We start from the raw sequence: 26,013 nt of genomic DNA, 5'->3' as shown, positions 1-26,013 counted from the left end.
GGTGGACCTCCAGCTTGTGTGCGGAACGGGAACCGCGGCCTCCCCAGGAGCGGATGGGCATCACCGGTCGCCGGCGTCGTTCACGTCGGCCGGCCGGCCGTGCGGGACACCGGCCGGCGCGCGACGTCGCCGGACGAGCATCCCCAGCGGTAACGCCACCGCCGCCGCGCCGGTGACGAGCAGGGCCCCCCAGGCGCTCAGCCCCCAGTGGTCCCCGTCGCCCGGCTCGCTGCTGTCCACCGGTGCGGCCACGTCGACGCGGACGCCGAGCAGGTCGGCGAGCACGTTGATGTCGGCCGCGCCGAAACGTTCGCTCGGCTCGATGTGGGTGTTCTCGCTGAACTCGTTCCAACTGATCACCCCGAGCGCGTCCGGGTCGGAGAGGCGCGCCGCGGCGAAGGAGGCCCGCAGCGTGTCACCCGCACGGCGCGGGACCTCCCGCTTGCCGCCGACCAGCCGCGCGTCGAACCCGGGCGTCACCGGGGCGATCCACAATCCGCCCCGCTGGTGCACCGCGCGGGACATCTCCGCCAGCTTCTTCCCGCTGGTGCCGGCCACCGGGTCCACGGAGGACCAGTAGTAGGCCTGACCGTCCAGCACGCCCTGGCTCGTCTCGACGTCCTCGAGGCTCTTGGCGTTGCCGAGGACCAGCAGTTTCCCGCGTACGTCACCGACCGTGGCCTGGATCTGCGCCGCCGTGAAGCGGTCGCTGCCGGTCCAGACCACCACCGGTCGGCCGAAGATGTCGAAGACCGGGTCGGTGGCGTAGCGGGTGGCGAAGTACGACAGGTCCGTACGGACGGTGTCGAAGGCCAGCGGGGTACGGGCGAAGTCCAGCCCCTGGTACACGATGCCCAGGCGGAAGTGTTCCTCCCGGGCCACCTCGACGAGCTTGGCCAGGCGCTCGTCGAGTTGCGGGGTGTGTTTCCAGGACACCAGGAACCCGTTGATGCCGGCGGTCTTCGCCATCCGTACGTGCCGCCGCATGATCTCGACGTCGTCGCTGGAGTAGCGCCCGAGCAGCGGATAGTCGATCTTCGCGCGGTTCCAGGACGTCGGGTTGAACCAGATGTAGTAGTAGGCGAGGACCGGGACGGGAGCCGCCGACGGGCGCGGGGTGTCCGACCGGTGAGCGACGTCGGCCCGCGCGATGCCGGGCGGCAGGAGCGGGACGGCCAGCGCGGCCAGCAGCACCACCAGCGTGATCCCGGCCCGCAGCGGCGCCGGCGCCTGGTCCTCCTCGACCGGCTCCGGTGTCGCGCCCGCCCGAGCCGGCCACCACGGTCGGCGGTGCCTCGGTCCCGGGCGTGGCCGCACCCGGTTCCGGGTGGTCAGGGCGCGGCCGGCCCGGCGCAGCCGGGCGAGCAGGTGCGGCCGGCCGAGCAGCACCAGGCCCACCGCGACGCCCAGGACGGCGAGGGTCACCAGGGTCAGGTCGGCCGGGCTGATGACGGTGAGGGTCACCTCCTGGTCCTTGCTGATGCTGACCGGACGTCCGAACGACACGCCGCCGCCGAAGACGGTGATGGTGTACGTGCCGCGCGGCAGGTCGGGCACCACCGCCGTGCCGTCACGGCCGAACCGCAGCCGCTCGATGCCGCCGTCGGCGCGGGTGAGTTCGATGCCGTCGCCGACCTGCCGGGTGAAGAACATGTCGGTCGCGGTGAACGCGACGCGGAAGAAGAGCAGCTGCACCACCCACGCCTGCTGCTCCCACGGCACGAACCGCTGCCCGGCCCGGTTGACCACCGAGGTGCCGTCGACCATCGCGCTGTCGACCACGTAGTAGAGCTGCTTGGACACCAGTCCCTGCGGGCCCTGCTGGGTGCGGCTCTCGGCGACCCAGAGCGGCCGGGTCAACTCGGCGCCCGCCAGGTCGTGGATCTCGCCGGTGTTGCTGCGCAGTCGCATGGCGGTGACCCGGTCCGTCGGCACCGCGTTGCCGAACCGGTCGAGGTAACTCCACGACACCAGCCGGGCGGTACGCAGACCCAGCTCCACGGTCCTGCCGCGCGCCCCGGCGTCGACGTCGCCCCGGAACCGGTCGAAGACGACCTTGCGATCCGGGCCGATCCGCGTCTCCGGGACGACGAGGCGCTTCGCCAGGTCGACGAAGTTGCGGACCCGGACCTGGAGCCGGCCCCTGGCGTCGGACCGGGCCGACTGCCCGTCCACCCGCACCACCACGCCGGGCAGCGGCGGCACCGTCTGCAGGTGCAGGATTCCGGGTCGCGTCGAGGCGGGTCCGGCGCTCGCGGCCGTGGGCAGCACGACGACCGTCAGCACAGCCGCGGCCAGTGACAGCAGGGCCGCCCGGGCGATCCGCCGGGTCACGTCCATCGCCGCCGCCGCAGCGCCGCGGCGCACACCAGCGCCGTCACCAGGCTGCCCGTCACCGCGTACGAGGCGTACACCGGGACCGGGTCCGGTCTGCGCACCACCGCGGGTGTCCGCTCGGTGCTGAGGAACACCGCCGGCCGTGGTGGTCGGTCGAAGTCGAAGGCGTCGAGGAAGGTGTTCGCCTTGCGGTCCCGGTCGGCCAGCGGTTTCAGTCGCCAGTTGACCTCGATGAACTTCAACGCCGAGGTGAAGTCGAGGGTGGTGTGGTCGACGTGTCCGCGCTTCGCGTACGGGCTCACCAGCAGGGCGGGCACCCGGAAGCCGTATCCGTAGGCGTCGACCTGCGGCGGCCGCACGTGGTCGTACCAGCCGCCCCAGTCGTCGTACGACCACAGGAACGCCGACGAGTCCCAGTCCGGTGAGCGCATGAGCTGGGTCAGCAGGGTCCGGACGAGGTTCTGGCCGGCCCGGATGCTGCCCGGCGGGTGCTCGCTGTCCCCGGCCGGCGCGATGAAGGAGACGGCGGGCAACCGGCCCTTGGCGGCGTCGTCGTAGTACTGGTCCAGGTCCACGATCCTGCTGAACAGCCGGGGATCGTCGACGTAGCGCGCGTAGCCGAGCAGGGGCACCCAGATCACCTGCGCTCCCCGGTCGACGTCCTCCGCGCTGGTGCGGGAGCGGAAGGTGATCGTGGGGTCGTAGTTCTCCACGTAGAACTTCCAGCTGATCCCGGCGGCCTCCAACCGGTCGAAGATCGTCGGAATGTCGCCCCAGCCCTGCGCCGGGATCGACTCCGACGGCCCGGTGGCCCCCGGGCTGCCGGTCACCCGGAACATGTGGTTGCGGATGCTGCCCGAGTTGGACGAGCTGAAGAAGCGGTCGAAGAGCACGTACTCGTCGGCGATGTTCCAGTAGTACGGCAGGTCGCGGTCGTCGTAGTAGGCCATCGCCAGCTTGCCGTCCTTGCCCTGTGTGCTCACCCCCTCGACGAAGCCGTCCATCCGGCCGCCGTTGTACTGGACCCGGAACGCCTCGGCGGTGTGGTCGAGGTCCAGGCTGCCCAGCTCGCCCAGGTGGAACGGCTTGACGCAGGGCTCGGCCCGACCCCGGCGCACCGGCATGCAGGTGTCCGGGGGGATCCCGTCGACCCCCGGCCGGGTGCCGAAGTAGTTGTCGAAGGTGTGGTTCTCCTGCATCAGGAAGACGAAGTGGTCGATCGGGGTGGTGGGGCCCACCGGGGCCGCCGCCCGGGGTGCGGCGTGCGCGGCCGCGGCCGGGTTCGCGAGCACCAGCAGGCCGACGGCGAGCAGCGCCCGGGTCGCCAGGCGACCGACGCGGCGGCGGGGGCGGGTGGGGTCGGTCATGGGCGTACCTCGTAGATGATGACCACGGGAACCGGGACCGGTGCCCCCGTGGGGTCGGTCCCGTCGACGTATTCGGTGTGCACGACCCGGCCGTGGTAACGGCGGATCAGGACCATCAACCGCTCGGCGAAGAACGCCGAGCGCCCGGCCGAGAACGAGTCCCAGACGACGTAGTGCAGGTCGTTGTGGCGCAGCCACCAGTCGGGGTTGGGCAGCGGCTCGTACGACGGGTTGCGCCGCAGGGGGTTCGGGCTCACCGAGAGCCCGTAGCTACGGCGATGGCCGTAGTACTGGATGATGTTGGCCATCGAGGGGCCGAGGGTCAGCACCACCGACCCCGCGGGTGTGTTCGCGGCCACCCACCGGCCGGCCTCCCGGCCGCCCGGCACCCCGCCCGACCCGGCGAGGAAGGTGGCGTTGTCGGCCCGGTTGACCGCGTTCCAGCTGGGCACCAGCAGGCTCAGGGTGACCACCGCGAGCACGGCCGCCCGCACGGTGGGCAGCATCCGGGCCGGCCCGGCGCCCGGTGACCGGCCGGCCCGGCGGAACAGGCGGCCGAGCCGCTGCGGCAGCGGCATCCCGGTCAACGCCCGCGCGGCGAGCACCGCGACGGGGGCCACGGCGGGCAGCAGGTACTGGAAGCCCTTGACCGGCCACAGTTGGAAGAACAGCACCGGCGCGGCGAGCCAGGACAGCAGCAGCGTCTCCCGCCAGGACCGGTGCCGGCGCAGCCACCAGAGGCCACCCGCGGCCGCCGCGACCACGAGCAGCCCCATCGCCGGCGGCACCGTCTCCAGGTAGAAGCTCATCGAGTGGTTGGGCCGCCGGAAGAGCTGCCACACCAGATAGCTCTTACCGGTCCGGCTGTGCCCGGCCAGCGCCTGCGAGACCGGGTGGGTGGCGAAGACCACCGCCGTCGCGGCGACGGCCAGCAGTGACAGCCGCACCGGCCGCCGCACCGTCGGGGTCAGCGCCAGGAACGCGTAGACGCCGCCGGCCAGGACGACGCTCGTCTCCTTGGTCAGCATCGTCAGGCCCAGCATGCCGCCGGCCGCGACGTACCAGAGCGCCTGCTGGCTCTGCACGAACCGCACCAGGCAGTACAGGGTGAGCGTCGCGAACAGGACCATCGGCCCGTCGAGGAGGACCTGCCGGGTGACGATCACGTGGTACGGCATGACCGCGACGAGCAGCGCCGCGACCAGTCCGACCGGCCGTCCGTAGAGCCGGGCGCCGAGCAGGTGGACGGCGAGCACCGTCGCCACGCCGAGCACGGCCACCACCACCCGCCCGGCCACGTCCGCCTCGCCGGTCCGGAAGAACGGCGACAGGAGGGCCTGGAAGAGCATCGGGTGGGCGCGGAACACCGGGAAGAACGGCGTGTAGTTCGGGTTCCCGGCGAGCGAGGCCGCCTGCCCCGCGTAGACGGCCTCGTCGCTGTTGAAGCCGAGGGCGTCCAGCCGCCACACCCTGATCAGCAGCGCGAGCGCCGCGATGGCCACGAGGGCGGACGGCACCGCCCACCGGCGCTGCCGCTGCCCCTCGCCGCTGCCGTCCGGGCCCGACCTCGGCCCGGCCGACGGGGACGTGGCGGGGTGGAGCACGACCGTCGTGGGGTCGTGCTCCACCTCCTCCACCGAGGATCCGGTGACGCTCACGCACCAGCTCCGCTCGGCGCCAACGTCCCACTCCACCGCGGCCAGGCCGGCAGGATCACCTGCTGCGGGGCCGGCAGGTCGCCGCGTTCGGCCCGCAACAGGTCCGGGATCTCATCGGCCCAGCCGAACCGGTCGGAGGCCAGCACCCGACTGCGTACGTGGGACAGGAACCCGGCGAGGATCTCCCGCTCCCGCTGGCGCAGCTCCGCGTACCCGTGCCCGTCGATGGTGATCGCCGGCGCCAGGTAGCGGAACGGCGGGAACCCGTAGGCGTCGTCGGTGTTCTGGATCATCCGCTCCAGCGTCTCGTCCTTGCCGAGTTCGCTGAGCCGCGGCGTGCCGCGTTCGATGATGAACAGCTCCTCCACCCGGGTGCTGGTGCCGATGCGGCAGGGGACCAGCCGGTCGACGCTGTACTTCGGTGGCGGGACGAGCCGCTGGGTGATGGCGTTGATGCCCATGATCGGCACGTTGAACCGGCTCAGGGTCAGCGCCAGCGAGCGGCCGCCCTTGGAGTGCAGCCGGCTCTGGAACTGCAGCCGGCGCCACTCGGCCGGGGTCAGGTCCTGGGCCTGCACCGCGCGCAGGGTGTGCGCGCTGATGGTCAGCGGCTTGGGGAAGCACGTCGCCACGCCGTCGGGGCCGATCAGCGTCATGTCGTCGGAGAGGAACAGCCCGCCGTGGTCGCGCAGCAGGCGCAGCACGGTGGCGGTCTTGCCCGTGTCGGTGAGGGCGGAGAGCATCACCCCGACGCCGTTCAGGTTGACGCACGCCGAGTGCAGGAGCATGTGCCCCCGCGAGACGAGCACGAACCGCAGCAGCGCCTCGATGATGTTGGTGTAGACCACGTGCGGCGACCGGGCGAGCAGCGGCCCGACCTGGATGTCGATCGGCGAGCCGAGCCGGATCCGGAAGTTCGCCCCCAGCCGGCCCAGGTGCTCCTCGTACCGCAGGACCGACTCGTCCGCGTACTCGGTCATGGCGGCCCGGCGCCGTGGCCCCCGACCGCCCACGTCACTGACCCGCACCGCGATGTCGACGTCCGAGTCGGCGACCCACTGGGCGCGGAAGAACTCCAGCTCCGGCAGCATGATCTGGGAGCCGATGGAGACCACCCCGGCCACGTCGTACCGGTACTTCAGGTACTGGTACCGCTTGCGCGAGGGAGCGGCGACGGCCTCGGGAGCCTTCAGGTTGACCAGCATCCGGACCGGATCGCGCCGGCCGGTGCTGCCCGGGGAGTAGATGACCCGGTCGTTGATCAGGAACCGGACGAGGAAGAACGCGACCAGGCTGAGCGCGTTCGCGGTCAGGATCCCGACGCCGGCCCAGATCAGCGCCTGCAGAGCCGGCAGCCGCAGCAGCAGCAGGGCGTTGTTCAGCAGGAAGAAGCGGCCCGCCCGCCCGGCCCGGGAGCCCTGCCGGTTGCGCCGGTAGACGAGCAGGTCGACGAGGACGAAGTTCCACGCCGTCGACAGCTGGGTCGCCAGCGTGGCGCCCAGCAGGTGGTGCAGGTTGGCCGGCTCGTAGAAGAACCACAGGGCGGCCGTGTTCACCGCCATGCCGGACAACCCGACCAGCCCGAACGCGACCAGCCTGATCAGCTCCGACAGGCGGTCGCGGGCGGCGGCCGGGCGCTCCCGCATCTGGCCGACCAGCCGCCGGCTGCGCAGCCGGGACAGGTGCCGCAGGAAGGTGAGCCCCTCCCGGAGCGACGCCTTGGACCGGCCGGCGTGCCGGTGCGCCATCTCGTAGGCGACCTCCGCGATCCGGGCGCCGGGGTGGCGGACCAGCAGTTCCAACAGCACCTTGAAGCCGATGGGGTTCATCCGGTCCAGGTCGACGGCCGACCGGCGGAAGGCGAACAGGCCGCTCATCGGATCGCTGATGGTCGTCAGGCGTCGCGGGAACAGGCTCTTCGCGAGGCGGGTGGCCCACGACGAGGTGGCCTCGCGGGCGGCGCCGCCCAGCCCTTCGTGGGAGCCCTCCCCGGCGTAGCGGGTGCCGATCACCACGTCCACGTCGTGCCGCATCGCGATGGCCGCCAGCCTGCCCGCCGACTCCGGCGGGTGCTGCAGGTCCGCGTCCATCACCATGACCCATTCGCCGTGGGCGTGCCGCGCGCCACTCAGCACGGCGCCGCTCAGCCCGCCGGCACGGGCGTTCGGTGGCCGGTGCAGCAGGCGTACGGCGACCGGAGTGTCGGCCGCGTGTCGGGTCAGGACGTCCACCGTGTCGTCGTCGCTGTCGTCCACAAAGATGATCTCCGCGGACAACGGTGCGAGGGCCTGGCCCAGGCGGGCCAGCAGCGTGGGAATGTTCTCCGCCTCGTTGCGGGTCGGTACGACGACGCTCAGCCGAACCTGCCGGTCCGACGCGGGCCGGTGCAGGTGGCGCGGCGTCAGGTCCGAGTCGGGCCGGTGCCGAGGTCGTCGCTGCTTGCCGTCCGGATTCCCGGCTTCGCCGTCGTCCGTACCGGCCGAGGGTGCGTGTGCAACTTCGGTCATTCGACCCTCCATCAGGTGCACTTCAGGCAGTGCTGAGCCGCCGGATATCCGGCTCGGAAACAGCGCAGAAGCCAGCCGGAAAAATGCGCGAAACGGTGTTCCGGCTTGCTTTTGGCGCGATGGATATTGGCGGGGTGACCGCGGTGTCGTCAGAGAGTACGAAGGCCAAACACGAGGTGTCTAACAGTCAAACAGTCGTGAAGGTGACACCTGCTCGCGCGCCGTCCCGCCCGGGAAATCACACCTGCGCCCGGCGTGGCGGAGGGTTAGGTAAACCTCTCGTAGCCCTGAGTGACAGATCAATCTACGTCGCACGGAGCCGTCGTGGCGGGTCTTCAGCGCACCGGAAAGCGTTTCCCGTAACGGTGTGCGGCACCACCACTAATAGCGGGCCGAGCCGACAACGCCGGGATTTTCCTTCACCTACAGCTACCGCCCGGAATTGTTTCGGGTGACGTCGCTGTGGCCATTCGGCTGAGTGTTTGCTGCGTAAAGTATCGGCCGGTGTCCACCGGGCCACCCGAGGATTTCCCCGAACGGTGTGGCCGGTTTACCGGTTCGCTGTCGCCCCTGCTGACCGAGCAGGCCAGTGCCGTCCGACCCGCTCGGCGCGGCCGGGACAGCTGATTGGTGGGTCAGGCCATCTTGTTCGGTGTGCCGGTCCGGCCGAGACGGCGATGAGCGCGGCACGCGTGACGCGGGGACCGGCCACGTCGGAAGCCCACCGGCGCGAGCCTCAGGCGGCCCCGGCGACCACCGCGTCGCGGACGAGCGTCCGCAGACCCTCCATCGGGTCGCCGTCGCCCGCGCCGAGCCGGTTGCGCACCGCCGCCACCGTCAGCCCCAGCTCCGGGTACGCGAAGGCGAGGCTGCCGCCGCTGCCCGCCGTGCCGAACGACCCGTCGTCGTCCACCGCGTACCCGAGGCCGAAGGCGGTCTCCTGGCCGAACACCCACTCCGGCGCGCGGACCGCCATCGTGGACACCTCGGCGAGGCGCTCCGGCGAGATGAGCCGTACGCCGTCGACCGGGCCGAGCAGCGCCGCGTACATCCGGGCGACCGCCCGGGCGCTCATGGTGCCCACCGCCGGCACGTCCGCGCGCAGCACGTCGGGCCGGCTGCCGATCGTCGCGTCCGGACGGACGGCGGGCGGGGCCACCGCGTCGAAGTTCGGCAGGTTCGCCCCGGCCCAGGTCATCAGCGCGGCCAGGCCGGCGTCCTCCAGCCGGGCCAGCCGGGGCAGTTCCGACTCCGGCACGCCGAGGAACAGCTCCCCGGCCACCCCGAGCGGCCCGGCCACCTCTTCCGCGAGGACCTGCGAGATCGGCCGGCCGGTGACCCGTCGGACCACCTCCCCGACGAGCCAGCCGAACGTCCAGGCGTGGTACGCCAGCCGCTCGCCGGGCCCCCAGAGCGGCTCGGCGTCGGCGAGCATCGCGCACATCCGGTCCCAGCCGGTGAAGTCCTCCGGGGTGACGTCGGCGGGCAGCGCCGGCAGCCCGGCGGTGTGGGTCAGCGCGTGCCGCAGGGTGATGCCGTCCTTGCCGTGCCGGGCGAACTCCGGCCACACCTCGGCGATCCGCAGGTCGAGGTCGAGGCGCCCCTGCTCGGCCAGCACGTGCACCACGGTGCTGGTCAGTCCCTTGCCAGTGGAGACCGCGTGGATCGGGGTGTCGGCGGTGAGTGGGCGGCCGGTGGTGGTGTCGGCGAGGCCGGCCTGCTCCTCGACGATCGGCACACCGTCCAGGTAGGCGGCCACCTGCACCCCGGCCTCCCGGCCGGAGGAGACCAGCTCGCCGATCGTCGCGCGTACCTCGGCCCGCAACCCGTTCCAGCGTCCGTCCATGATCGGGAACCCTGCCAGACCGGTTCCCGGTTGTCGCGGGATTTCACCGGGGTGGGTGGGGTGGGCGCGGGCGGGTCGGACGGTCGCGCCCCCGGGTGGACCGGGTAGGTTGCCGGGCATGGCGGAGGAGGCGACCGGCAGGGTCGTGGAGATCTGGACCGACGGGGCGTGCAGCGGTAACCCCGGTCCCGGCGGCTGGGGCGCGGTGCTGCGCTGGGGCGGGCACGAACGGGAGCTGTGCGGCGGCGAGGCGACGCCGACCACCAACAACCGGATGGAGCTGACGGCCGCGATCCGCGCCCTGGAGAGCCTGACCCGGCCGGTCACCGTACGCCTGCACACCGACAGCACGTACGTCCGCAACGGCATCACCGGCTGGCTGGCGGGCTGGAAGCGCAACGGTTGGGTGACCGCGGCGAAGCAGCCGGTCAAGAACGCCGACCTGTGGCAGCGGCTGGAGGCGGCCTGTGCCCGGCACGAGGTGACCTGGCTGTGGGTGAAGGGCCACAACGGGCACCCGGAGAACGAGCGGGCCGACGCCCTCGCGAACCGGGGGATGGCCGAGGCGCGGGCCGGGGTCGTCGCCGCCCGCTGACCGGGCGGGTTGTGTCGAAGCTGGTCGATCGGTAACGTACCGGATCGACGTCGTCACGGAAAGTCGCCCCTCGGAGGTGGTCACGTGACCGTTGCATCCGTCGCCGAGTTGCCGCTCTGGCCGCCGGTCAACCTGGACCGCGACCCGCTCGTCCCCCTGGACGCCGAGGAACGGCGACGCTTCGCCGGCCCGGTCACCCGGGTCCGGCTGCCCACCGGCGCGAGCGCGTGGCTGGTCACCCGGCACGCCGACGTCCGGCAACTGCTGCGCCATCCCGGCTTCAGCGCCGAGATGTCCCGCCCCGGCTACCCGCTGCTGCGCCCGCTGCCCTCGGACGCCTTCCGCAACCCGCCGGGCGGCTTCATCCGGATGGACGGGGCGGAGCACGCCTGGTTGCGCCGGATGCTCACCGCCGAATTCATGATCAAGAACGTCCGGCGGATCGAGCCGCTGATCCGGCAGACCGTCGACCGGGCTCTGGACGACCTGCGCGACGCCGGCCCGCCCGCCGACCTGGTCGCCCACTTCGCCCTGCCGGTGCCCTCGATGGTGATCTGCCACCTGCTCGGCGTCCCGTACGCCGACCACGCCTTCTTCCAGGAACGCAGCCGCACCCTCATCGACCGGGCGGCCCCGCCGGACCGGGTGCAGCGGCACGTGGTGGAGCTGCGGGGCTACCTGCACCACCTGGTCGAGACGAAGGTGGCCGCCGGCGACCGGACCGACGACCTGCTCAGCCGGCTGGCCCGGGACCGGGTGGACACCGGCGAGCTGGCCGTCGAGGAACTCGTCGGCATGGCGGTGCTGCTGCTGATCGCCGGCCACGAGACCACCGCCAACATGATCGGCCTCAGCGTCCTGCTGCTGCTGCGCCACCCCGCCCGGTACGCCGCCCTCCGCGCCGACCAGGGGATGGCCGACACCCTCGTCGACGAGCTGTTGCGCCACCTCAGCGTCGTGCGTACCGGGCTGGCCCGGCTCGCCACCGAGGACGTCGAGATCGGCGGGCAGCTGATCCGGGCCGGGGAAGGGGTGATCGCGGTGCTCGCCCTGGCCAACCGCGACTCCGACGTCTTCGACCGGCCGGACGAGTTCGACCCGTACCGGGCGGCGCAGCAGCACCTCGCGTTCGGGTTCGGGGTGCACCAGTGCATCGGCCAACCCCTCGCCCGCGCGGAGCTGCGGATCGCCCTGGTGGAGCTCGCCCGGCGGTTCCCGGGGCTGCGCCCCGCCGTCGCCGCCGGCCGGCCGCCGACCCGGGACACGTCGGTCGTCTTCGGCCTCGACGAACTGCTGGTGGCCTGGTGACCCGGGAGGCGGACGTGCGGATACGGGTGGACCGGGACCGCTGCTGCGGATCGGGCAACTGCGTGCTGACCGCCCCGGAGGTGTTCGACCAGGACGACGCCGACGGGCTCGTGCTGCTCCGCCGCACCGAGCCGGCGCCGGACGTGCTCGACCGCGTCCGGCGTGCCGTCGACCTGTGCCCGAGCGGGGCGCTCCGCCTCGACGCGCCGACCCCGGGTCACTCCTCGGCGGTCGGGTACCCCTCGACGGCCGGGTCGCCGGTGCCGGACACGTCGTCGACGTCGTAACCGGCCCGGCTCGTCTCGCGGGCCGGCCGGGCCTCCTCGGCCGGCAGGTCGGCGAAGTCGTCGCCGGTGTCGTCGGTGGTGCGCAGGGACTCGCCCGGCGGGCGCAGCGACGCCTCGTACGCGGTCGCCCCGTCCGGCTCGTCGGTGGCCGCGCGGCCGAACGACTGTTCACTCGTCATGTCGCACTCCTGCCCACCCGCGCCGGGAGCAAACGCCCGCTCAGCGAGGGGCGTCCGGGTGGGTTGGCATGGTCGAGCCCCCGGAACTGCTGCCCGAGGCCCCGCCGGCCACCCCCGACCCGTCGTCCTGGGTCACCTCGTCCGGCTTCGGCGCCCCCGGCTCCGGGGGCGGCACGTCGGTGTCCGCGTCGACCTGCACCAGCCGAGCCTGGCCGGCCTCGTCCTCCGCGTGCGCCGGATCCATCGGTTGCTCGCCCTGCCGTGTCCGATATCCCACCCGTCCGCCTCCCGTCCGTGCCCCGCCGCCTACCCGGGCCGGCCGCCGCGAAACGTGTGAGCAGGTGATCGACCCCCGGGCTGCGCCATCTCGGGCTGTCCACCCGTCCCGGACACCGCGGCTTGCCGCACGGTGAGTCGAGCACCCGTCCGGGCGGCACGGCTGCCGTGGCGGCGGGCGTCAGCGCCGGCGGCGGCCCGCGGACCGGCCGTGGGGTGGCCGTCCGGCCGAGGACCGCCCGCCGCTGGACCGGCCACCCGAGGAAGCGTCGGCGGGGGAGCGGGCCGGGGTGATCGCCAGCGACCAGTGGGCCGGGCGGCGCAGCCGGGGCGGCAGGACGGTGCGCTGGTCGCCGCGGGCCGCGTCGAGCTGGGACTGGTGCACGAACAGGCACCGCCCGAGGTCGGCCCCGCGCAGGTCGGCCCCGCGCAGGTCCGCGCCGGTCAGGTCGGCGGCGCCGAGGTCCACCCCGCGCAGGTCCGCCCCGATCAGGCAGGCCCCCCGCAGGTTCGCCCCGGACAGGCCGGCCCGGCGCAGGTCCGCCCCGATCAGCACCGCCCCGCGCCGGTCCACGCCCGATCGGCCGGCCCGGGCCTGCTCGCTGGCCTGGGAGAGCAGCCGGTTGACCCGGTCCCGCTGCGCGTCGACGTCGACGGCGAGCAGCTCGTCCGGGGTGCCCTCGGTGAGCCGCGCGGTCTGCGCCAGGGCGGCGGCCAGGTCGTCCCGGAGCGGGCCGGCCGGGGTCAGCGCGAGCGCCTCGGTCAGGTACCAGAGCAGCTCGTGCAGCGGGCGCATCACCGCGAAGGAGTCGAACATCCGCCGTGCGGTGGCCGGATCCTCGCGCCAGTCCCGCCCGCCGAAGGTCCCCTGGGCCAGGTGCTGCCCGGCGCCGAAGCAGTCGAAGACCGTGCAGCCGGGAAAGCCCCGCTGCCGCAGGTCGCGATGGATGCCGCAGCGGGAGTCGGGGCCCAGGTTCGGGCAGGGCCGCCCGGCGGGCTTGTCGATCGCGAAGTCGGCGGAGGCGGCGAACGCCGGCGCGACGCAGCAGATCCCGAAACAGCGGGAGCAGTCGGCCGCCAGCTCGTGACCGGTATCGGCCACCGGCCGTTCCTCCACCGCCTCCGACACGCCGAACCCCCGTCGCCGCCACCCGGCGCCCACCTGACGCCCACCGTCATTCTCCGCCCCACCGGAACGCCCCGTCCCGCGGGTGCGCCGGTGCCCCGCGTTGGTCTACTCCAGGCCACCGAAAGGGCCTGGGCGACCGCGAGATCCGCCGGTGGCGTCGCTGAGCAGGCGTCGAGGCGGCAGGGCGACGGGCCGGTGGGCCGGCGGGTCCGGTGTTCGGGCCCGGTGACGGTGCCGGGCTTCGTATGGTGACGGTGACCGGAGGGGGCGCGGGATGGACGAGGACGCGCGGGAGCAGGGCCTGCTCACCGCCCTCACCACGGAGCACTTCGTGCTCCAGACCTCGCGCAGCGCCACCATCAGCGAGTCGGTGGGACGGGCGACGATCTTCATGTCCATGCTCTCCGCCGCGCTGATCGGGTTGGGCTTCGTCTCCACCAGCGGGGACCTGCTCCGGCCGTACCTCGGCGCGGTGCTGCCGACCCTGGTGATCACCGGGCTGCTGACCTTCGCCCGGCTGGTGCAGAACATGGTGGAGAACGAGGTGGACCTGCAGCGGATCCAGCGCATCCGCCTCTGGTACCACCGGCGGTTCGCCGGCGACCAGGACTTCTTCGCCGACGCCCTGACGCAGGGGGGCGGCATGCGGGCGGAGTGGGCGGCAGTGGGTAGCCGGCCGGGCCGTTGGCACATGCTGCTGACCGCGGCCGCGTTGGTCGGCGCGGTCAACGCGCTGCTACTCGGGCTCGGTGTGACCCTGCTTACGGGGCTGTTCGGCGTCTCGCCCGGTCCGGCGATCGCGGTCGGCGTGGCGGTGGCGCTGGCGGCCTTCGCCGTGCAGGTCGCGTACATCACCCGGGCCTCCGTCTCCCTGAACCGCTGAGCCGGGGCGCGGCGCCCGCCGGGCGCGGGCGCCGCGCCCGGTCTCAGAAGTCGAACAGTGCGCCCGTGCCGCGGCGCAGCAGGCAGCCGTTGTCGAAGGTCTTGACGTACGTCACCGGCCGGTCCTGCCAGAAGCCGACCGCCCGGGCGGTCAGCGGCGCGTACTCCCGGGTGCACAGGTCGGGGTCCACGGCCAGGGCGTCGAGGTCGCCGTCCACCCGGGCGACCAGGCGGCAGGCGGCCGCCGGCTCGGGGTGCAGTCCGCCAACCGGGCCGCAGATCAGCACGGTGGAGCGCAGGTCGGCGGCTCCGTCGTCGACGGTGAGCAGCAGGACCGACGGCGTCTCCGGTCCGGGGCGGGGGGCGGCCCCGGCGGCCTGCGGGGCGGTCACGCCGGCGAGCCCACCGAGGGCGCCGGCCACGGCCAGCGCGGCGGTACGTCGGGCGAAGGGCATGCTGGTGTCCTTCCGTCGGGGCCCCGGGTCGGGGCCGGTGGTGGCCCGCACGTCGTGCGAGCGAGCCGCCCAGAACCCTAGGTCGACGGTGTGAACACGCTGGGTCACCCGGTGTTACGCCGATGAACCCCGAGGTCACCCTGACTGTCAGATGGTGCGCCAGTCGTCGGAGCGCAACGCGTTGGCCTGCGGCCCCATCAGCAGCATCCCCCCGTCCACCGGCCACGACGCCCCGGTCACGTACGCGGCCGCCGGCGTGGCCAGCAGCGCCACCACCGCGGCGATCTCCCGGGCGTCCCCGGGCCGGCCCACCGGCACCCCGGGGCGCTCCTCGGTGAACGGATCGACGTCCTCCTGCCCGGTCATCGGCGTGGCGATCTCCCCGGGGGCGACCGCGTTGACGGTGATGCCGTCGGCGGCCAACTCCTGCGCCATCACCTTGGTGAGCAGCCCCAGCCCACCCTTGGCGGCGCAGTACGCCGACGAGCCGACCCGGGGCGCGTGCTCGTGCACGCTCGTGATGCTGATGATCCGGCCACCCCGGCCGGCCGCCCGCATCCGCCGGGCGGCACGCTGCGCGCAGAGGAACGGGCCGTCCAGGTCGACCGAGAGAACCTCCCGCCACTGCTCCCAGGACACCTCCACGAAGGGCGTGGCCAGGCCCGTGCCGGCGTTGTTCACCAGCACGCCGAGCCCGCCGAGCCGGTCGGCCAGGTCGTCGACCACCGCGGCGGCCTCGGGCAGCCGGGTCAGGTCGTGCTCGGCGACCTCGCAGCGGCGGCCGGTGCCGCGCACCTCGGCGGCGGTACGGTCGGCGCCGTCCGGGTCGCCGTACCAGGTGATGCCGACGTCGAACCCGGCCTCGGCGAGCGCCACCGCGCACGCCTTGCCGATGCCGGAGTCCGCGCCCGTGACGATCGCGACCCGGTCGTAGTTCTCGTATCGCTGGGGCATGCTGCCGCACTACCCGGATCGGGCGAGCTGAACCAGAGCGGGTGTAACCGCCCCGGACCGGGGTAGCCGGGCGGGCATGGATCTGGTCGAGGAGTCGCCGTACCGGTTCCGGATCGACCGGCACGACCCGATGCGGGTGCCCGGCGTGGTGTTCGCCTCCCGGTCGCTGCTGCCGGACGCCGACGCGGACCGGTCCCTGGACCAGGTCGCGAACGTCGCCACGCTGCCCGGCATCGTCGACGCCTCGTACGCCATGCCGGACGTGCACTGGGGCTACGGATTCCCGATCGGCGGGGTGGCGGCCACGGACATCGAGGACGGGGGAGTGGTCTCGCCCGGCGGGGTCGGCTTCGACATCTCCTGCGGGGTGCGCCTGCTCGCCGCCGACCTGGACCGGGACGCGCTGCGCCCGCGCCTCGACGCGGTGATGGACGGCCTCGGCGAGTCCACCCCGCGCGGCATGGGCAAAGGCGCGGTGTGGCACCTGGGCGACCGCGCCGAGCTCGACGCGGTGCTGCGCGGCGGCTCCCGGTACGCCGTCGAGCGCGGCTACGGCGTCCAGCGGGACCTGGACCGCTGCGAGGACTACGGCGCGGTCGACGACGCGAACCCGGCTCAGGTGAGCGAGCGGGCGGTGGAACGCGGCGCGCGCCAGGTCGGCAGCCTCGGCTCGGGGAACCACTTCCTCGAGGTGCAGGCCGTCGAGGAGGTCTACGACGAGGCGGTGGCGTCGGCGTTCGGGCTGCGGGCCGGCCAGGTCTGCGTGATGATCCACTGCGGCTCGCGCGGCCTGGGCCACCAGATCTGCACGGACTACGTGCGCGAGATGGAGAAGGCGATGGTCGGCTACGGGATCCACGTGCCCGACCGGCAGCTGGCCTGCGCGCCGGTGTCGTCCCACGAGGGCCGGGCGTACCTGGGGGCGATGGCGGCCGCCGCCAACTACGCCCGGGCCAACCGGCAACTGCTCACCCACTCGGCCCGGCAGGTCTTCACCCGGGTCACCGGCTGCGACCTCGACCTCGTGTACGACATCTCGCACAACCTCGCCAAGATCGAGACGCACCACGTGGACGGGACGCCGCGCCGACTCTGCGTGCACCGCAAGGGCGCCACCCGGGCCCTGCCGCCCGGGCACCCCGACCTGCCGGAGGACCTGAGCCCGGTCGGGCAGCCGGTGCTCATCCCCGGCTCGATGGGCACCGGCTCGTACGTCCTCACCGGCGTCCCCGGCTCACCGGCCTGGGCCTCCACCTGCCACGGCGCCGGCCGGGTGCAGAGCCGCAAGCAGGCCACCAAGGCGGTACGCGGGCACGACCCGCGCCGCGAGCTGGAGGCGCAGGACATCGCGGTGCGCGGCGCGTCCCGCCGTGGGCTGGCCGAGGAGATGCCGGCCGCGTACAAGGACATCACCGCCGTGGTGGCGGCGGCCGAGGGGGCGGGCCTGTGCCGGCGGGTGGCCCGGCTGGTGCCGCTCGGCGTGGTGAAGGGCTGACCCGAGCCTCACACGTCCAGCGTCACCGCGCAGGACCAGCCCGCCTCGTCCGGGCCGAAGCGCAGCTCGTGCAGGGACACCGCCTTCGGGACCGCGCCCACCGCCTCCACCGCGTCCGCGCCGACCACCTGCCAGCGCACCAGCAGGCCGCCGTCCTCGGCCGGCCGCACCTCGGTCTCCAGTGGCACGTCACCCCGCGTGTCCAACCGGAAGATCACCTCGTCGAGGACACCGACCAGCAGATCCGCGTCGTCGCCGGGCGGCACCCGGTGCTCCGTCTCCGCCTCGGCGGCCACGCCGGTGGCGTCCACGAAGCCGTCCACCATCGCGGCGACCGCCTCCGCCACGCAGCCCTCCCGATCCGGCGCCCACGCCTCGATCCGGACGTCGGCGGTGTGCGGGACGTTCCGGTGCCCCCTGGGCGGTCGTCGCTCCATGCCCCGATCATGCCGGCCCCGCCCGGGTGCCCCCGCGGGTTTTGTCGCATCGGCTCGTTAGGGTGCAGGCATGATCGCCGATGATTCCGACGCCGTCACCGTCACCTTCCTCAGCATGATGCGTGCCGTCCTGCGCGCCGAGCAGGTCGACGGGGGCAGCCTCGGCCGCACGGTCGAGCTGGCCCGGCGGTGGTGGGGCACCGCCGACGTGCAGCTCGCCGTGGCGTTGCGCGAGCTGCACGGCGAGCCGGTCGACACCGACGATCCGCGGCGGGTCGCCGACGAGGCGACCGCCCTCGGAGTGGAGAACGGCCTGCTGACGCCGCCAGACCCGCGCGGCGCGGCGATCGCCCGGTTCGCCGCCAACGCCCGCCGGCTGCGCACCGGCGAGATCACCCCGGCCGAATTCGACGAGATCATGGACGCCGGCGACGAGGACCATCGGCGGGGCGACGGCTGACGGGGATCCCCGGGGCGCCGTGTCCCGGCTAGGTTGACCGGGTGAAGATCACAAAGTGGACCCACGCGTGCGTCCGGCTCGAACACGAGGGTCGCGTCCTGGTCGTCGACCCGGGGGTGTGGAGTGAGCCGGCCGCCCTGGTCGGGGCGGACGCGGTGCTGCTCACCCACGAGCACGCCGACCACGTCGACGTGCTGCGGCTGGCCGGCCTCGGCGTGCCGGTCTTCGCGCCGGACGGGGCCCGGCTGCCCGACCTCGCGCCGCTGGCGGTGAACCGGGTGGCCGCAGGCGACCGCTTCACCGCCGCGGGTTTCGCCGTCACCGCCGTGGGCGGCCGGCACGCCGTCATCCACGACGGACAGCCGGACTGTGCCAACCTCGGCTACCTCGTCGACGACGCGGTCTACCATCCGGGGGATTCGCTGGCGTTGCCCGGCGCCCCGGTGGAGACGCTGCTGGTGCCGGCGCAGGGGTCCTGGTTGAAACTGACCGAGGCGATCACCTTCGCCACGACGGTCGGCGCCCGCCAGGCCTTCCCGATCCACGATGCCCAGCTCAACGACCGGGGCCTGGCCAGCGTCAACGGCTGGTTCGGCGAGACCGTCCCGGGCTACCGGCACCTGGCGACGGGCGAGACCGCCTGACCGGCGCAGGCCGTCAGCCTGCCCGCGCCGCCGTCACCAGGAACTCCGGCGCGTCGGCGGTGAGCACCGCCGTCCGGGCCGGCGCCACCAGCACGGTGGTCAGCTCCGCCAGCATCCGTCGCACCGTCTCCGCCCCACCGTCGTGCATCGCCTCGATCACCACCAGCACCTCGCCGGTGCCGTCGCGGACCGCCGACCAGCCGCTCTGCCGGTGGGTCCAGCGCCGGGAGTGGGCTCGGCCGGCAGTGTCCGCGAAGATCAGCTCGTCCGGTTCGGGATGCTCCGGGTCGCCGCCGAGGGTCAGGTACGTCTCCGCTCCGGTGGCCGGGCGTACCGTCAGGTCGCCGGCGATCCGGTCGACGTCGAGGACCGCGACCGGCACGGCGTACCCGATGGACAGGGCGTTGCCGAGGTCCACCAGCGGGTGCAGCCGGGGCAGTTCGCCGTCGCGGCGGAACCGGCGCAGCAGCGACTCGGCGGCACACCGGTAGCGGGTCGGCGGCAGCCCCATCCGGGCGAAGGCCCGCCGCCACGCCTGGATCTCCGGGAAGCCGCCCTCCGGCCCGGCGGCGAGGCGGGCCCGGGCCGCGGCGGCCTGGCGGGCGAGGAACGATCCGACGTCGACGGTGGGGTCGACCCCGGCGGCGTGCAGCACGCCGCAGCTCAGTTCGGGGAAGGTCGACCAGACCTGCGGGGAGTGGCGGAATCGCACGAGGGCTCCTTATCGGGCGGTCAGGGCCAGGCCGAGGCCGAGGGCGAGGAAGCTGCCGGCGAAGCCGTGCCGCAGCAGCGCGGTCAGCCGGGGCCGGGCCAGGACCCGGCGGCGCAGCGTGCCGGCCAGCACCCCGAACCCGGCGAAGACGACGAGCGTGGCCAGCATGAAGACCAGGCCGTGCAGCAGCATCCGGCTGGTGGCCGACGGCGCGTCCGGCGGGACGAACTGCGGCAGGAACGCCACGAAGAACACGGTCACCTTGGGGTTGAGCAGGTTCACCAGCACGCCGTCGCGGACCACCCGGGCGGTCGGCCGGGGCGGGCGGCCGTCGTCGACGAGCAGCGGCGCCCGGTCGCGCAGCGCGGACCAGGCCATCCAGAGCAGGTACGCCACCCCCAGCCAGGTCACCACCCGGAACGCCGGGGTGCCGGCGCGCAGCACGGCGGCCAGGCCGGTCACGGCGGCGGCCAGGTGCGGTACGAGGCTGACCGTGCAGCCGACCGCGGCGGCGAGACCGGCGCGTCGGCCGGAGGCGAGGGCGGTCGCGAGCGTGTACACCACGCCGGTGCCCGGGGTGAGCACCACGACCAGCGTGGTCAACAGGAAGGCGATGGTCATGCCGTCCAGCCTGCGGCCATAATGGCCCGGTGGACAGGGCCAAACCAACCGAGGCTGAGGAGTCCATAACAGCCGGTGCCGACTTCCTCCAGCTCGACGTGGGGGAGGCCCCGCCCGGCGGGCGCGCCGAGTGGCTGGCCGGGCGGCTGCGGGCCGCCATCTCCGACGGGCGGGTGCCGGTCGGCGCGCGGCTGCCGGCCAGCCGGGTCCTCGCCGCCGAGCTGGGGGTCTCCCGGGGCGTGGTGACCGAGGCGTATCAGCGGCTGACCGAGGACGGCCACGTGGTCGGCCGGGGCCGCGCCGGCACCGTCGTGGTGGCCACCCCCGCCGCGGTGGTGACCCGGCTGCCGGCGCCGCCCGCGCCGGTGGAGGTGTTCGCCGCCCGTCCCGGCGCCGACGTCTTCGACGCGCTGCGGACCGCCCCGGCGGAGCTGGACCTGACGCCCGGCGTACCCGATCTGGCCGCCTTTCCTCGCGCGGCCTGGCTGCGGGCCGAACGCGCGGTGCTGCACCGCCTCGCGCCCGCCGACTTCGGGTACGGCGACCCGACCGGCACCCCCGCCCTGCGCCTCGCGGTGGCCACCTGGCTGGCCCGTAACCGGGGCATCCGGGTCGACCCGGCCGAGGTGGTGATCGTCGCCGGGGTGTCCCAGGCCCTCGGCCTGCTCGCCCAGGTGCTGCACGACGTCGACGTGCACACCGTCGCGGTGGAGGATCCCGGTTCCCTCGGCGTACGCCAGCACCTGCGCAACTGGCGGCTGGACACCCCGCCGGTGCCGGTCGACGCCCGCGGGCTGCGCGTCGACCGGCTGGCGGCCACCGGCGCGCCGGCGGTGATGCTCACCCCGGCACACCAGTTCCCGACCGGCGTGGTGCTCGACGGGGACCGGCGCCGCCGGCTGCTGCGCTGGGCCGAGCGGGGTGGCCTGGTCATCGAGGACGACTACGACGCCGAACACCGCTACGACCGGCCGCCGGTGCCGGCCCTGCACGGCATGCTGCCCGACCAGGTCTGCTACACCGGCAGCGTCTCCAAACTGCTCGCCCCGGCGCTGCGGATCGGCTGGGTGCTCGTGCCGCCCCGGCACCATGCCGCCCTGGTGGCCGCCAAGCGGATGGCCGACCTCGGCACCGCGGCCCTGCCCCAGCTGGTGCTGGCCGAGCTGATGGACTCCGGCGCGCTCGAACGCCACCTGCGGCTGCTGCGCCGCCGGCACGTACGCCGCCGCGACGCGATGCTCCGGGCGATTCGCGATCACCTGCCCGGGGCGGTGGTGCACGGCGCCGCCGCCGGCCTGCACCTGCTGATCACCCTGCCCGGCGACGTGGACGACGTGGCGGTGGCCGCCGCGGCGCTGCGCCGGGGCGTCAAGGTGCAGCCGCTGTCCTGGCACGGGCAGCACCCCCAGCCGCCCGGCCTGGTCCTCGGCTACGCCGCCAACCCCGCCGGCGACATCGACCGTGGCATCGCCACCGTCGCCGCCGCCCTCCGCGACCTCCCCTGACCCCGCCCCGCACCGCGCGCCGCACCCCTGCCGAGTCTGTTGATCAAGGACTTGGCGTCGCCGAGGAGAGGCACCGACGCAAACTCCTTGATCAACCGGATGCCTGTGCCTGGCGGCGTGCGGGGAGCGGCGGAGCCTGACGGTGGTAGAGGGCGGCGAGCGCGGCGGCGGTGTCGGCGAGCCGGTCGCGCAGCGCGGCGGGGGAGAGGACCTCCACCTCGGCGCCGAGCCGCAGCAGGTCACCGTGTGCGTGGGTGAGCGACTCGATCGGTACGGCGGCCCGCACCCACCCGTCGTCGTCGGGCGGCCCGGCGGTGGCGTCCACCGCGGCGACCACCGCGTCGCTGGCGATCTCCTGCAGCCGTTCCCGGCCGCGCGGGGACAGCCGGATGGTGGCCTCGTCCCGGTGCAGCCGGGCCCGGAACTCCACCACGTGCGCCCGCCACCAGCCGGGCAGGTCGAACTCGGGCCGGTCGAACGACTCGTCCAGCGGCGCCAGGTCGAGGATCTGGTTGACCCGGTAGGTGGCCGGCTCGGGGCGGTCCGGCCGGGCGGCCACCACGTACCAGCGGCCGCCCTTGAGCACCAGCCCGTACGGTTCGAGCACCCGGGTCACCTCGCCAGTCCAGCTGCGGTAGCGCACCCGGATCCGGTGCTGGCGCCACACCGCCTCGGCCGTCGGCGCCAGGTACGGCGACGGGTCGCCGTCCGAGTACCAGCCCGGGGTGTCCAGGTGGAAGCGCTGCTGGAGCTGGGCGGCCCGGTCGGCGAGCGGCGGCGGCAGCGCGGCCCGCAGCTTGAGTTGCAGGGTGGCGACGACCGACTGGTAGCCCAGCTCGGCGGCCGGCCCGGGCAGTCCGGCGAAGAGCAGCCGGTCGGCCTCCTCGGCGGTGAGCCCGGTCAGCCGGGTCCGCCAGCCGTCGACCAACTGGTACCCGCCGGCGTGGCCGGCCTCGCCGTACAGCGGGATGCCGGCGGCGTGCAGCGCCTCGACGTCCCGGTAGACGGTGCGGACCGAGACCTCCAGGCGGCGCGCCAGCTCGGCTGCGGTGAGCCGGCCGTGGGACTGGAGCAGAAGCAGGATGGACAGGAGACGACTGGCCCGCATTCCACTGACATTAGCTGTCAGGGGAGGGGCCCTACCGTCCCGGCATGGCCTTCCACGACAAGGAACTGACCGTGCCGGGGACCGTCGAGGTCGCCGGCCGGCACGTCAAGCGCTACCACATCGACCAGCCCGACCGCCGCCTCGAACCGGCCGTGGTCGAGGCCGCGTACGCGTACCTGCCGAAGCTGCTGCCCGAACCGGACGGCGGCACGCCCCCGGCGACCTGGGTGGTGCTGCACCGGGGCGCGGACACCGGCGCGTACCTGCTGGCGTACAGCTGGTTCTGGGACAACGTGGTGGAGTGCCGGACCGCGATCGCCGGCCAGCCCGCGCTGGACTGCCCGGACGACGACCCCGCGCACTTCGTCCCCCTGGACCGGCCCGGCGTGGGCTGCGTCTGGGAACTGGGCGTGCTGGAGCACGAGCGGGCCGCCTGGGTCCGGCACGTGCTCGCGCCGGACGAGCCCGATCTGGCCGGCTACCTGGCCGACACGCGCGCCGAGGGGCCGGTGGGCTTCTGATGGGCGACTTCGACTTCTTCGTCGGCACCTGGGACGTCACCAACCGGCGGCTGACCAAGCGGCACGTGGGCAGCGACGACTGGGACGAGTTCCCCGGCACGTCGGTGGCGCACTCGTTCTTCGACGGCGCCGGCAGCTTCGACGAGATCCGCTTCCCGACCCGCGGCTTCTCCGGCTCGACGGTCCGCATCCGCGACGCGGAGACCGGGCTCTGGTCGATCTACTGGATGAACAGCCGGCGGGGCGTGCTGGAACTGCCGCCGGTGGTGGGCCGGTTCGTCGACGGGGTCGGCACCTTCTACGGCGACGACACCGACGAGGGGCGGCCGATCCGCTGCCGGTTCATCTGGTCGCGGATCACGCCCACCTCCTGCCGCTGGGAGCAGGCGTTCTCCACCGACGGCGAGCGCACCTGGGAGACAAACTGGATCATGGACTTCGTCCGTACCGGGTGAGCGTCAGGCCGGGGGTGGCGTGGTGGTGCGGTAGATCGCGGTCAGCCAGACGTCGAGCAGCACGTCGACCACGTCCCGCTCGGCCACCGCCGGCCCGTCCCCGGCGAAGGTGGCGTACCAGACCCGTTCGTTCATCGAGTTCAGCGCGATGGCGAGGTCCCGGGCGGGCAGCCCGTCCGGGGCCGCGCCGCGCCGGCGCTCGCCCTCGATGGCCGCCTCGACCGCGCGGACCCAGCGTTCGAGGACCTCGGCCCAGAGCCGGCGTACCTCGGCGTTGGTGCCGCGCACCTGGGCGCAGGCCAGCACCACGGCGCGGTGCCCGCCGAAGGCGGCGTGGAACCGGGCGATCAGCTCCCGCCACCGGGCGCGCGGGTCCTCGGCGAGCCGCTCCAACACGTCGCCCGCCGCGGCGTTCGCCTCCTCGGTGACCCGGTCGAGCAGGGTGAGCAGCACGGCGTCCTTGGACGGGAAGTAGAAGTAGAAGGTCGGCCGGGAGATGCCGGCGCCCTTGGCCAGGTCATCGATGGAGATGTCGCCGAAGGCGCGCTGTTCCAGCAGCCGCTCGGCGGTGGCGAGGATGGCCAGCTCCCGGTCGTCGCCGGTGGAGCGGCCCGGTCGCCGTCGGCGCGTCGACGCGACCGCGCTCGGCGTACGGGCGGTGGTCATGTCGGCTGATGCTACACCCGCTCGACACCGTGTCGATTGAACTCGACAGGGTGTTGACTGGCGTCGACGGCGGTGGATAGGGTCCGGTCGACCGCCGCCCGAACGGGAGTGAGCCATGGCCTCCGACCACGTCGACGTCCTCATCGTCGGTGCCGGGCTGTCCGGCGTCGGCGCCGCCGTCCACCTGCAACGCGAGTGCCCCGGCAAGACGTACGCGGTGCTCGAGGCCCGGGGCGCCATCGGCGGCACCTGGGACCTGTTCCGTTACCCGGGCATCCGCTCGGACTCCGACATGTACACCCTCGGCTACTCCTTCAAGCCGTGGACCAATCCGAAGGCGATCGCCGACGGCGACGCCATCCGGGAGTACGTGCGGGAGACCGCCCGGGAGTACGGCGTCGAGGAGCACATCCGCTTCCACCACCGGGTGGTCCGGGCCGAGTGGGACAGCGCCACCGCCCGCTGGACCGTGCACGCCCACCGCGACGACACCGGCGAGGACATCGTCCTCACCTGCGCCTTCCTGTTCACCTGCTCCGGCTACTACCGCTACGACGAGGGCTACACCCCCGAGTTCCCGGGTGTGCAGCGGTACGCCGGCCGCCTCGTGCACCCGCAGCACTGGCCCGAGGACCTCGACTACGCCGGCAAGCGGGTGGTGGTGATCGGCAGCGGCGCCACCGCGGTCACCCTGGTCCCGGCGATGGCCGAGCGGGCCGGCCACGTCACCATGCTCCAGCGCTCACCCACGTACGTCATCTCGCTGCCCTCGCGCGACGCGATCGCCGACGCGCTGCGGCGCCGCCTGCCCGCGAAGGCCGCGTACGCCGTGGTGCGCTGGAAGAACGTGGCCCTCGGGGTGGCCAACTTCCAGCTCAGCCGGCGCGCCCCCGGGCTGGTGAAGAAGTTCCTGCGCCGGGCCGCCAAGGGCCAGTTGCCGGTCGGGTACGACCTCGACCGGCACTTCTCGCCCCGCTACAACCCGTGGGACCAGCGGCTCTGCGTGGTACCCGACGGGGACCTGTTCCGGGCGGTCAGCGAGGGGCGGGCCGCGGTCGTCACCGACACCATCGACACCTTCACCGAGCACGGGATCCGGCTCACCTCCGGCACGGAGCTGCCGGCCGACATCGTGGTCACCGCCACCGGCCTCAACCTGCTCGCCCTCGGCGGCATGACCGTCGCGGTCGACGGCGCCGAGGTCGACCTGGCGAGCACCGTCGCCTACAAGGGCATGATGCTCTCCGGCGTGCCGAACTTCGCCATGACCATCGGCTACACCAACGCCTCGTGGACGCTCAAGGCCGACCTGGTCGCCACCTACGTCTGCCGGCTGCTGCGCCACCTCGACGCGACCGGCCAGCAGGTCGTGACCCCGCTCGCCCCCGACACCGGCGACCTCGAACCGATCATCGACCTGAAGTCCGGGTACGTGCTGCGTGCCGTCCACCAGCTGCCCAAGCAGGGCCCGAAGTCCCCCTGGCGGCTGCGCCAGAACTACCCGCGGGACGTGCTGATGATGCGGCACGGCCGGCTCGCCGACGAGGGCGTCCGGTTCTCCCGGGCCGGTGCGCCCGTCCCCGAGTCGCCGGCTCCCGTCGCCTGAGCA

26 protein-coding genes are annotated in these 26,013 nt (G+C 73.7%); 11 read left to right on the top strand and 15 right to left on the bottom strand.

Going from position 1 to position 26,013, the window contains the following annotated elements:
- Positions 1 to 60 precede the first annotated feature (60 nt).
- From ACGFI9_RS26065 to ACGFI9_RS26045, 5 genes are all read right to left on the bottom strand, one after another.
- Entirely contained in the window at positions 61 to 2,340 is a 2,280-nt protein-coding gene (locus ACGFI9_RS26065; protein WP_393181855.1) for a hypothetical protein, read from the bottom strand.
- Positions 2,331 to 3,704: an alkaline phosphatase family protein gene (locus tag ACGFI9_RS26060; RefSeq protein ID WP_393181852.1), complete on the bottom strand. Its 1,374-nt coding sequence runs from the start codon at positions 3,702 to 3,704 to the stop codon at positions 2,331 to 2,333. Before ACGFI9_RS26060 ends, ACGFI9_RS26065 begins: the two co-directional genes overlap by 10 nt.
- Positions 3,701 to 5,362 (bottom strand): ArnT family glycosyltransferase, encoded by a 1,662-nt coding sequence (locus tag ACGFI9_RS26055; RefSeq protein ID WP_393181850.1) that lies wholly within the window; start codon positions 5,360 to 5,362, stop codon positions 3,701 to 3,703. Before ACGFI9_RS26055 ends, ACGFI9_RS26060 begins: the two co-directional genes overlap by 4 nt.
- Positions 5,359 to 7,869: a glycosyltransferase gene (locus ACGFI9_RS26050; RefSeq protein ID WP_393181847.1), complete on the bottom strand. Its 2,511-nt coding sequence runs from the start codon at positions 7,867 to 7,869 to the stop codon at positions 5,359 to 5,361. Before ACGFI9_RS26050 ends, ACGFI9_RS26055 begins: the two co-directional genes overlap by 4 nt.
- A gap of 736 nt (positions 7,870 to 8,605) precedes the next feature.
- Entirely contained in the window at positions 8,606 to 9,715 is a 1,110-nt protein-coding gene (locus ACGFI9_RS26045; RefSeq protein ID WP_393181844.1) for a serine hydrolase domain-containing protein, read from the bottom strand.
- A gap of 118 nt (positions 9,716 to 9,833) precedes the next feature.
- On the opposite strand from ACGFI9_RS26045, the gene rnhA reads away from it, so the two are divergent.
- From rnhA to ACGFI9_RS26030, 3 genes are all read left to right on the top strand, one after another.
- Entirely contained in the window at positions 9,834 to 10,310 is a 477-nt protein-coding gene (gene rnhA / locus ACGFI9_RS26040) for a ribonuclease HI (RefSeq protein WP_393181841.1), read from the top strand.
- An 84-nt stretch (positions 10,311 to 10,394) separates the two neighbouring features.
- Positions 10,395 to 11,618, top strand: coding sequence for a cytochrome P450 (locus ACGFI9_RS26035; protein ID WP_393181838.1), 1,224 nt, complete (start codon positions 10,395 to 10,397; stop codon positions 11,616 to 11,618).
- A complete protein-coding gene (locus ACGFI9_RS26030) occupies positions 11,615 to 11,905 on the top strand; it encodes a ferredoxin (protein WP_393181835.1) in 291 nt (96 codons plus the stop codon). The genes ACGFI9_RS26035 and ACGFI9_RS26030 overlap by 4 nt, the downstream gene beginning before the upstream one ends.
- On the opposite strand, the gene ACGFI9_RS26025 is transcribed toward ACGFI9_RS26030, so the two are convergent.
- The 3 genes from ACGFI9_RS26025 to ACGFI9_RS26015 all read right to left on the bottom strand — a co-directional run bounded on the left by ACGFI9_RS26025 (position 11,836) and on the right by ACGFI9_RS26015 (position 13,462).
- A complete protein-coding gene (locus ACGFI9_RS26025; protein WP_393181834.1) occupies positions 11,836 to 12,084 on the bottom strand; it encodes a hypothetical protein in 249 nt (82 codons plus the stop codon). The genes ACGFI9_RS26030 and ACGFI9_RS26025 overlap by 70 nt on opposite strands.
- A 40-nt stretch (positions 12,085 to 12,124) precedes the next feature.
- Positions 12,125 to 12,328, bottom strand: coding sequence for a preprotein translocase YidC (locus tag ACGFI9_RS26020; RefSeq protein ID WP_393181832.1), 204 nt, complete (start codon positions 12,326 to 12,328; stop codon positions 12,125 to 12,127).
- A gap of 213 nt (positions 12,329 to 12,541) precedes the next feature.
- Complete coding sequence (locus ACGFI9_RS26015) at positions 12,542 to 13,462, bottom strand: pentapeptide repeat-containing protein (protein ID WP_393181829.1); 921 nt, start codon at positions 13,460 to 13,462, stop codon at positions 12,542 to 12,544.
- 301 nt (positions 13,463 to 13,763) lie between these two features.
- Here ACGFI9_RS26015 and ACGFI9_RS26010 point away from each other — a divergent pair, with 301 nt between their 5' ends.
- A complete protein-coding gene (locus ACGFI9_RS26010; protein ID WP_393181827.1) occupies positions 13,764 to 14,372 on the top strand; it encodes a hypothetical protein in 609 nt (202 codons plus the stop codon).
- Positions 14,373 to 14,415: 43 nt separating this feature from the next.
- On the opposite strand, the gene ACGFI9_RS26005 is transcribed toward ACGFI9_RS26010, so the two are convergent.
- On the bottom strand, positions 14,416 to 14,826 hold the full coding sequence (locus ACGFI9_RS26005; RefSeq protein ID WP_393181824.1) for an SSI family serine proteinase inhibitor: 411 nt from the start codon (positions 14,824 to 14,826) through the stop codon (positions 14,416 to 14,418).
- Between the two features lie 147 nt (positions 14,827 to 14,973).
- On the bottom strand, positions 14,974 to 15,780 hold the full coding sequence (locus tag ACGFI9_RS26000) for an SDR family oxidoreductase (RefSeq protein ID WP_393181822.1): 807 nt from the start codon (positions 15,778 to 15,780) through the stop codon (positions 14,974 to 14,976).
- Between the two features lie 76 nt (positions 15,781 to 15,856).
- Between ACGFI9_RS26000 and ACGFI9_RS25995 the strand changes: the two genes are divergently transcribed.
- On the top strand, positions 15,857 to 17,275 hold the full coding sequence (locus ACGFI9_RS25995) for an RtcB family protein (RefSeq protein ID WP_393181821.1): 1,419 nt from the start codon (positions 15,857 to 15,859) through the stop codon (positions 17,273 to 17,275).
- 8 nt (positions 17,276 to 17,283) lie between these two features.
- Here the strand turns inward: ACGFI9_RS25995 and ACGFI9_RS25990 are convergent, their stop codons facing one another.
- Positions 17,284 to 17,712 (bottom strand): archease, encoded by a 429-nt coding sequence (locus ACGFI9_RS25990; protein WP_393181819.1) that lies wholly within the window; start codon positions 17,710 to 17,712, stop codon positions 17,284 to 17,286.
- 70 nt (positions 17,713 to 17,782) lie between these two features.
- Here ACGFI9_RS25990 and ACGFI9_RS25985 point away from each other — a divergent pair, with 70 nt between their 5' ends.
- Positions 17,783 to 18,172, top strand: coding sequence for a hypothetical protein (locus tag ACGFI9_RS25985; protein ID WP_393181817.1), 390 nt, complete (start codon positions 17,783 to 17,785; stop codon positions 18,170 to 18,172).
- A 41-nt stretch (positions 18,173 to 18,213) separates the two neighbouring features.
- A complete protein-coding gene (locus tag ACGFI9_RS25980) occupies positions 18,214 to 18,816 on the top strand; it encodes an MBL fold metallo-hydrolase (protein WP_393181815.1) in 603 nt (200 codons plus the stop codon).
- Positions 18,817 to 18,829: 13 nt separating this feature from the next.
- On the opposite strand, the gene ACGFI9_RS25975 is transcribed toward ACGFI9_RS25980, so the two are convergent.
- Both ACGFI9_RS25975 and ACGFI9_RS25970 read right to left on the bottom strand, forming a co-directional pair.
- Complete coding sequence (locus ACGFI9_RS25975; protein ID WP_393181813.1) at positions 18,830 to 19,528, bottom strand: B3/4 domain-containing protein; 699 nt, start codon at positions 19,526 to 19,528, stop codon at positions 18,830 to 18,832.
- Positions 19,529 to 19,537: 9 nt separating this feature from the next.
- On the bottom strand, positions 19,538 to 20,149 hold the full coding sequence (locus tag ACGFI9_RS25970; RefSeq protein WP_393181811.1) for a LysE family translocator: 612 nt from the start codon (positions 20,147 to 20,149) through the stop codon (positions 19,538 to 19,540).
- A 29-nt stretch (positions 20,150 to 20,178) separates the two neighbouring features.
- Here ACGFI9_RS25970 and ACGFI9_RS25965 point away from each other — a divergent pair, with 29 nt between their 5' ends.
- A complete protein-coding gene (locus tag ACGFI9_RS25965) occupies positions 20,179 to 21,654 on the top strand; it encodes a PLP-dependent aminotransferase family protein (RefSeq protein WP_393181809.1) in 1,476 nt (491 codons plus the stop codon).
- A gap of 91 nt (positions 21,655 to 21,745) precedes the next feature.
- On the opposite strand, the gene ACGFI9_RS25960 is transcribed toward ACGFI9_RS25965, so the two are convergent.
- Positions 21,746 to 22,762 carry a helix-turn-helix transcriptional regulator gene (locus tag ACGFI9_RS25960; protein WP_393181808.1) on the bottom strand — a complete coding sequence of 339 codons (1,017 nt, stop codon included), beginning with the start codon at positions 22,760 to 22,762 and terminating at the stop codon, positions 21,746 to 21,748.
- A 44-nt stretch (positions 22,763 to 22,806) separates the two neighbouring features.
- Between ACGFI9_RS25960 and ACGFI9_RS25955 the strand changes: the two genes are divergently transcribed.
- Positions 22,807 to 23,283 (top strand): hypothetical protein, encoded by a 477-nt coding sequence (locus ACGFI9_RS25955; RefSeq protein WP_393181806.1) that lies wholly within the window; start codon positions 22,807 to 22,809, stop codon positions 23,281 to 23,283.
- Positions 23,283 to 23,738 (top strand): hypothetical protein, encoded by a 456-nt coding sequence (locus tag ACGFI9_RS25950; RefSeq protein WP_393181804.1) that lies wholly within the window; start codon positions 23,283 to 23,285, stop codon positions 23,736 to 23,738. Before ACGFI9_RS25955 ends, ACGFI9_RS25950 begins: the two co-directional genes overlap by 1 nt.
- Before the next feature lie 3 nt (positions 23,739 to 23,741).
- On the opposite strand, the gene ACGFI9_RS25945 is transcribed toward ACGFI9_RS25950, so the two are convergent.
- Entirely contained in the window at positions 23,742 to 24,404 is a 663-nt protein-coding gene (locus ACGFI9_RS25945; RefSeq protein ID WP_393181802.1) for a TetR/AcrR family transcriptional regulator, read from the bottom strand.
- Between the two features lie 115 nt (positions 24,405 to 24,519).
- Between ACGFI9_RS25945 and ACGFI9_RS25940 the strand changes: the two genes are divergently transcribed.
- Positions 24,520 to 26,010: a flavin-containing monooxygenase gene (locus ACGFI9_RS25940; protein ID WP_393181800.1), complete on the top strand. Its 1,491-nt coding sequence runs from the start codon at positions 24,520 to 24,522 to the stop codon at positions 26,008 to 26,010.
- Positions 26,011 to 26,013: the final 3 nt, after the last annotated feature.

This window comes from Micromonospora sp. NPDC048930 (genome assembly GCF_043197935.1).
Lineage (GTDB): Bacteria > Actinomycetota > Actinomycetes > Mycobacteriales > Micromonosporaceae > Micromonospora.
This window is presented reverse-complemented; position numbering and strand designations above follow the sequence as displayed.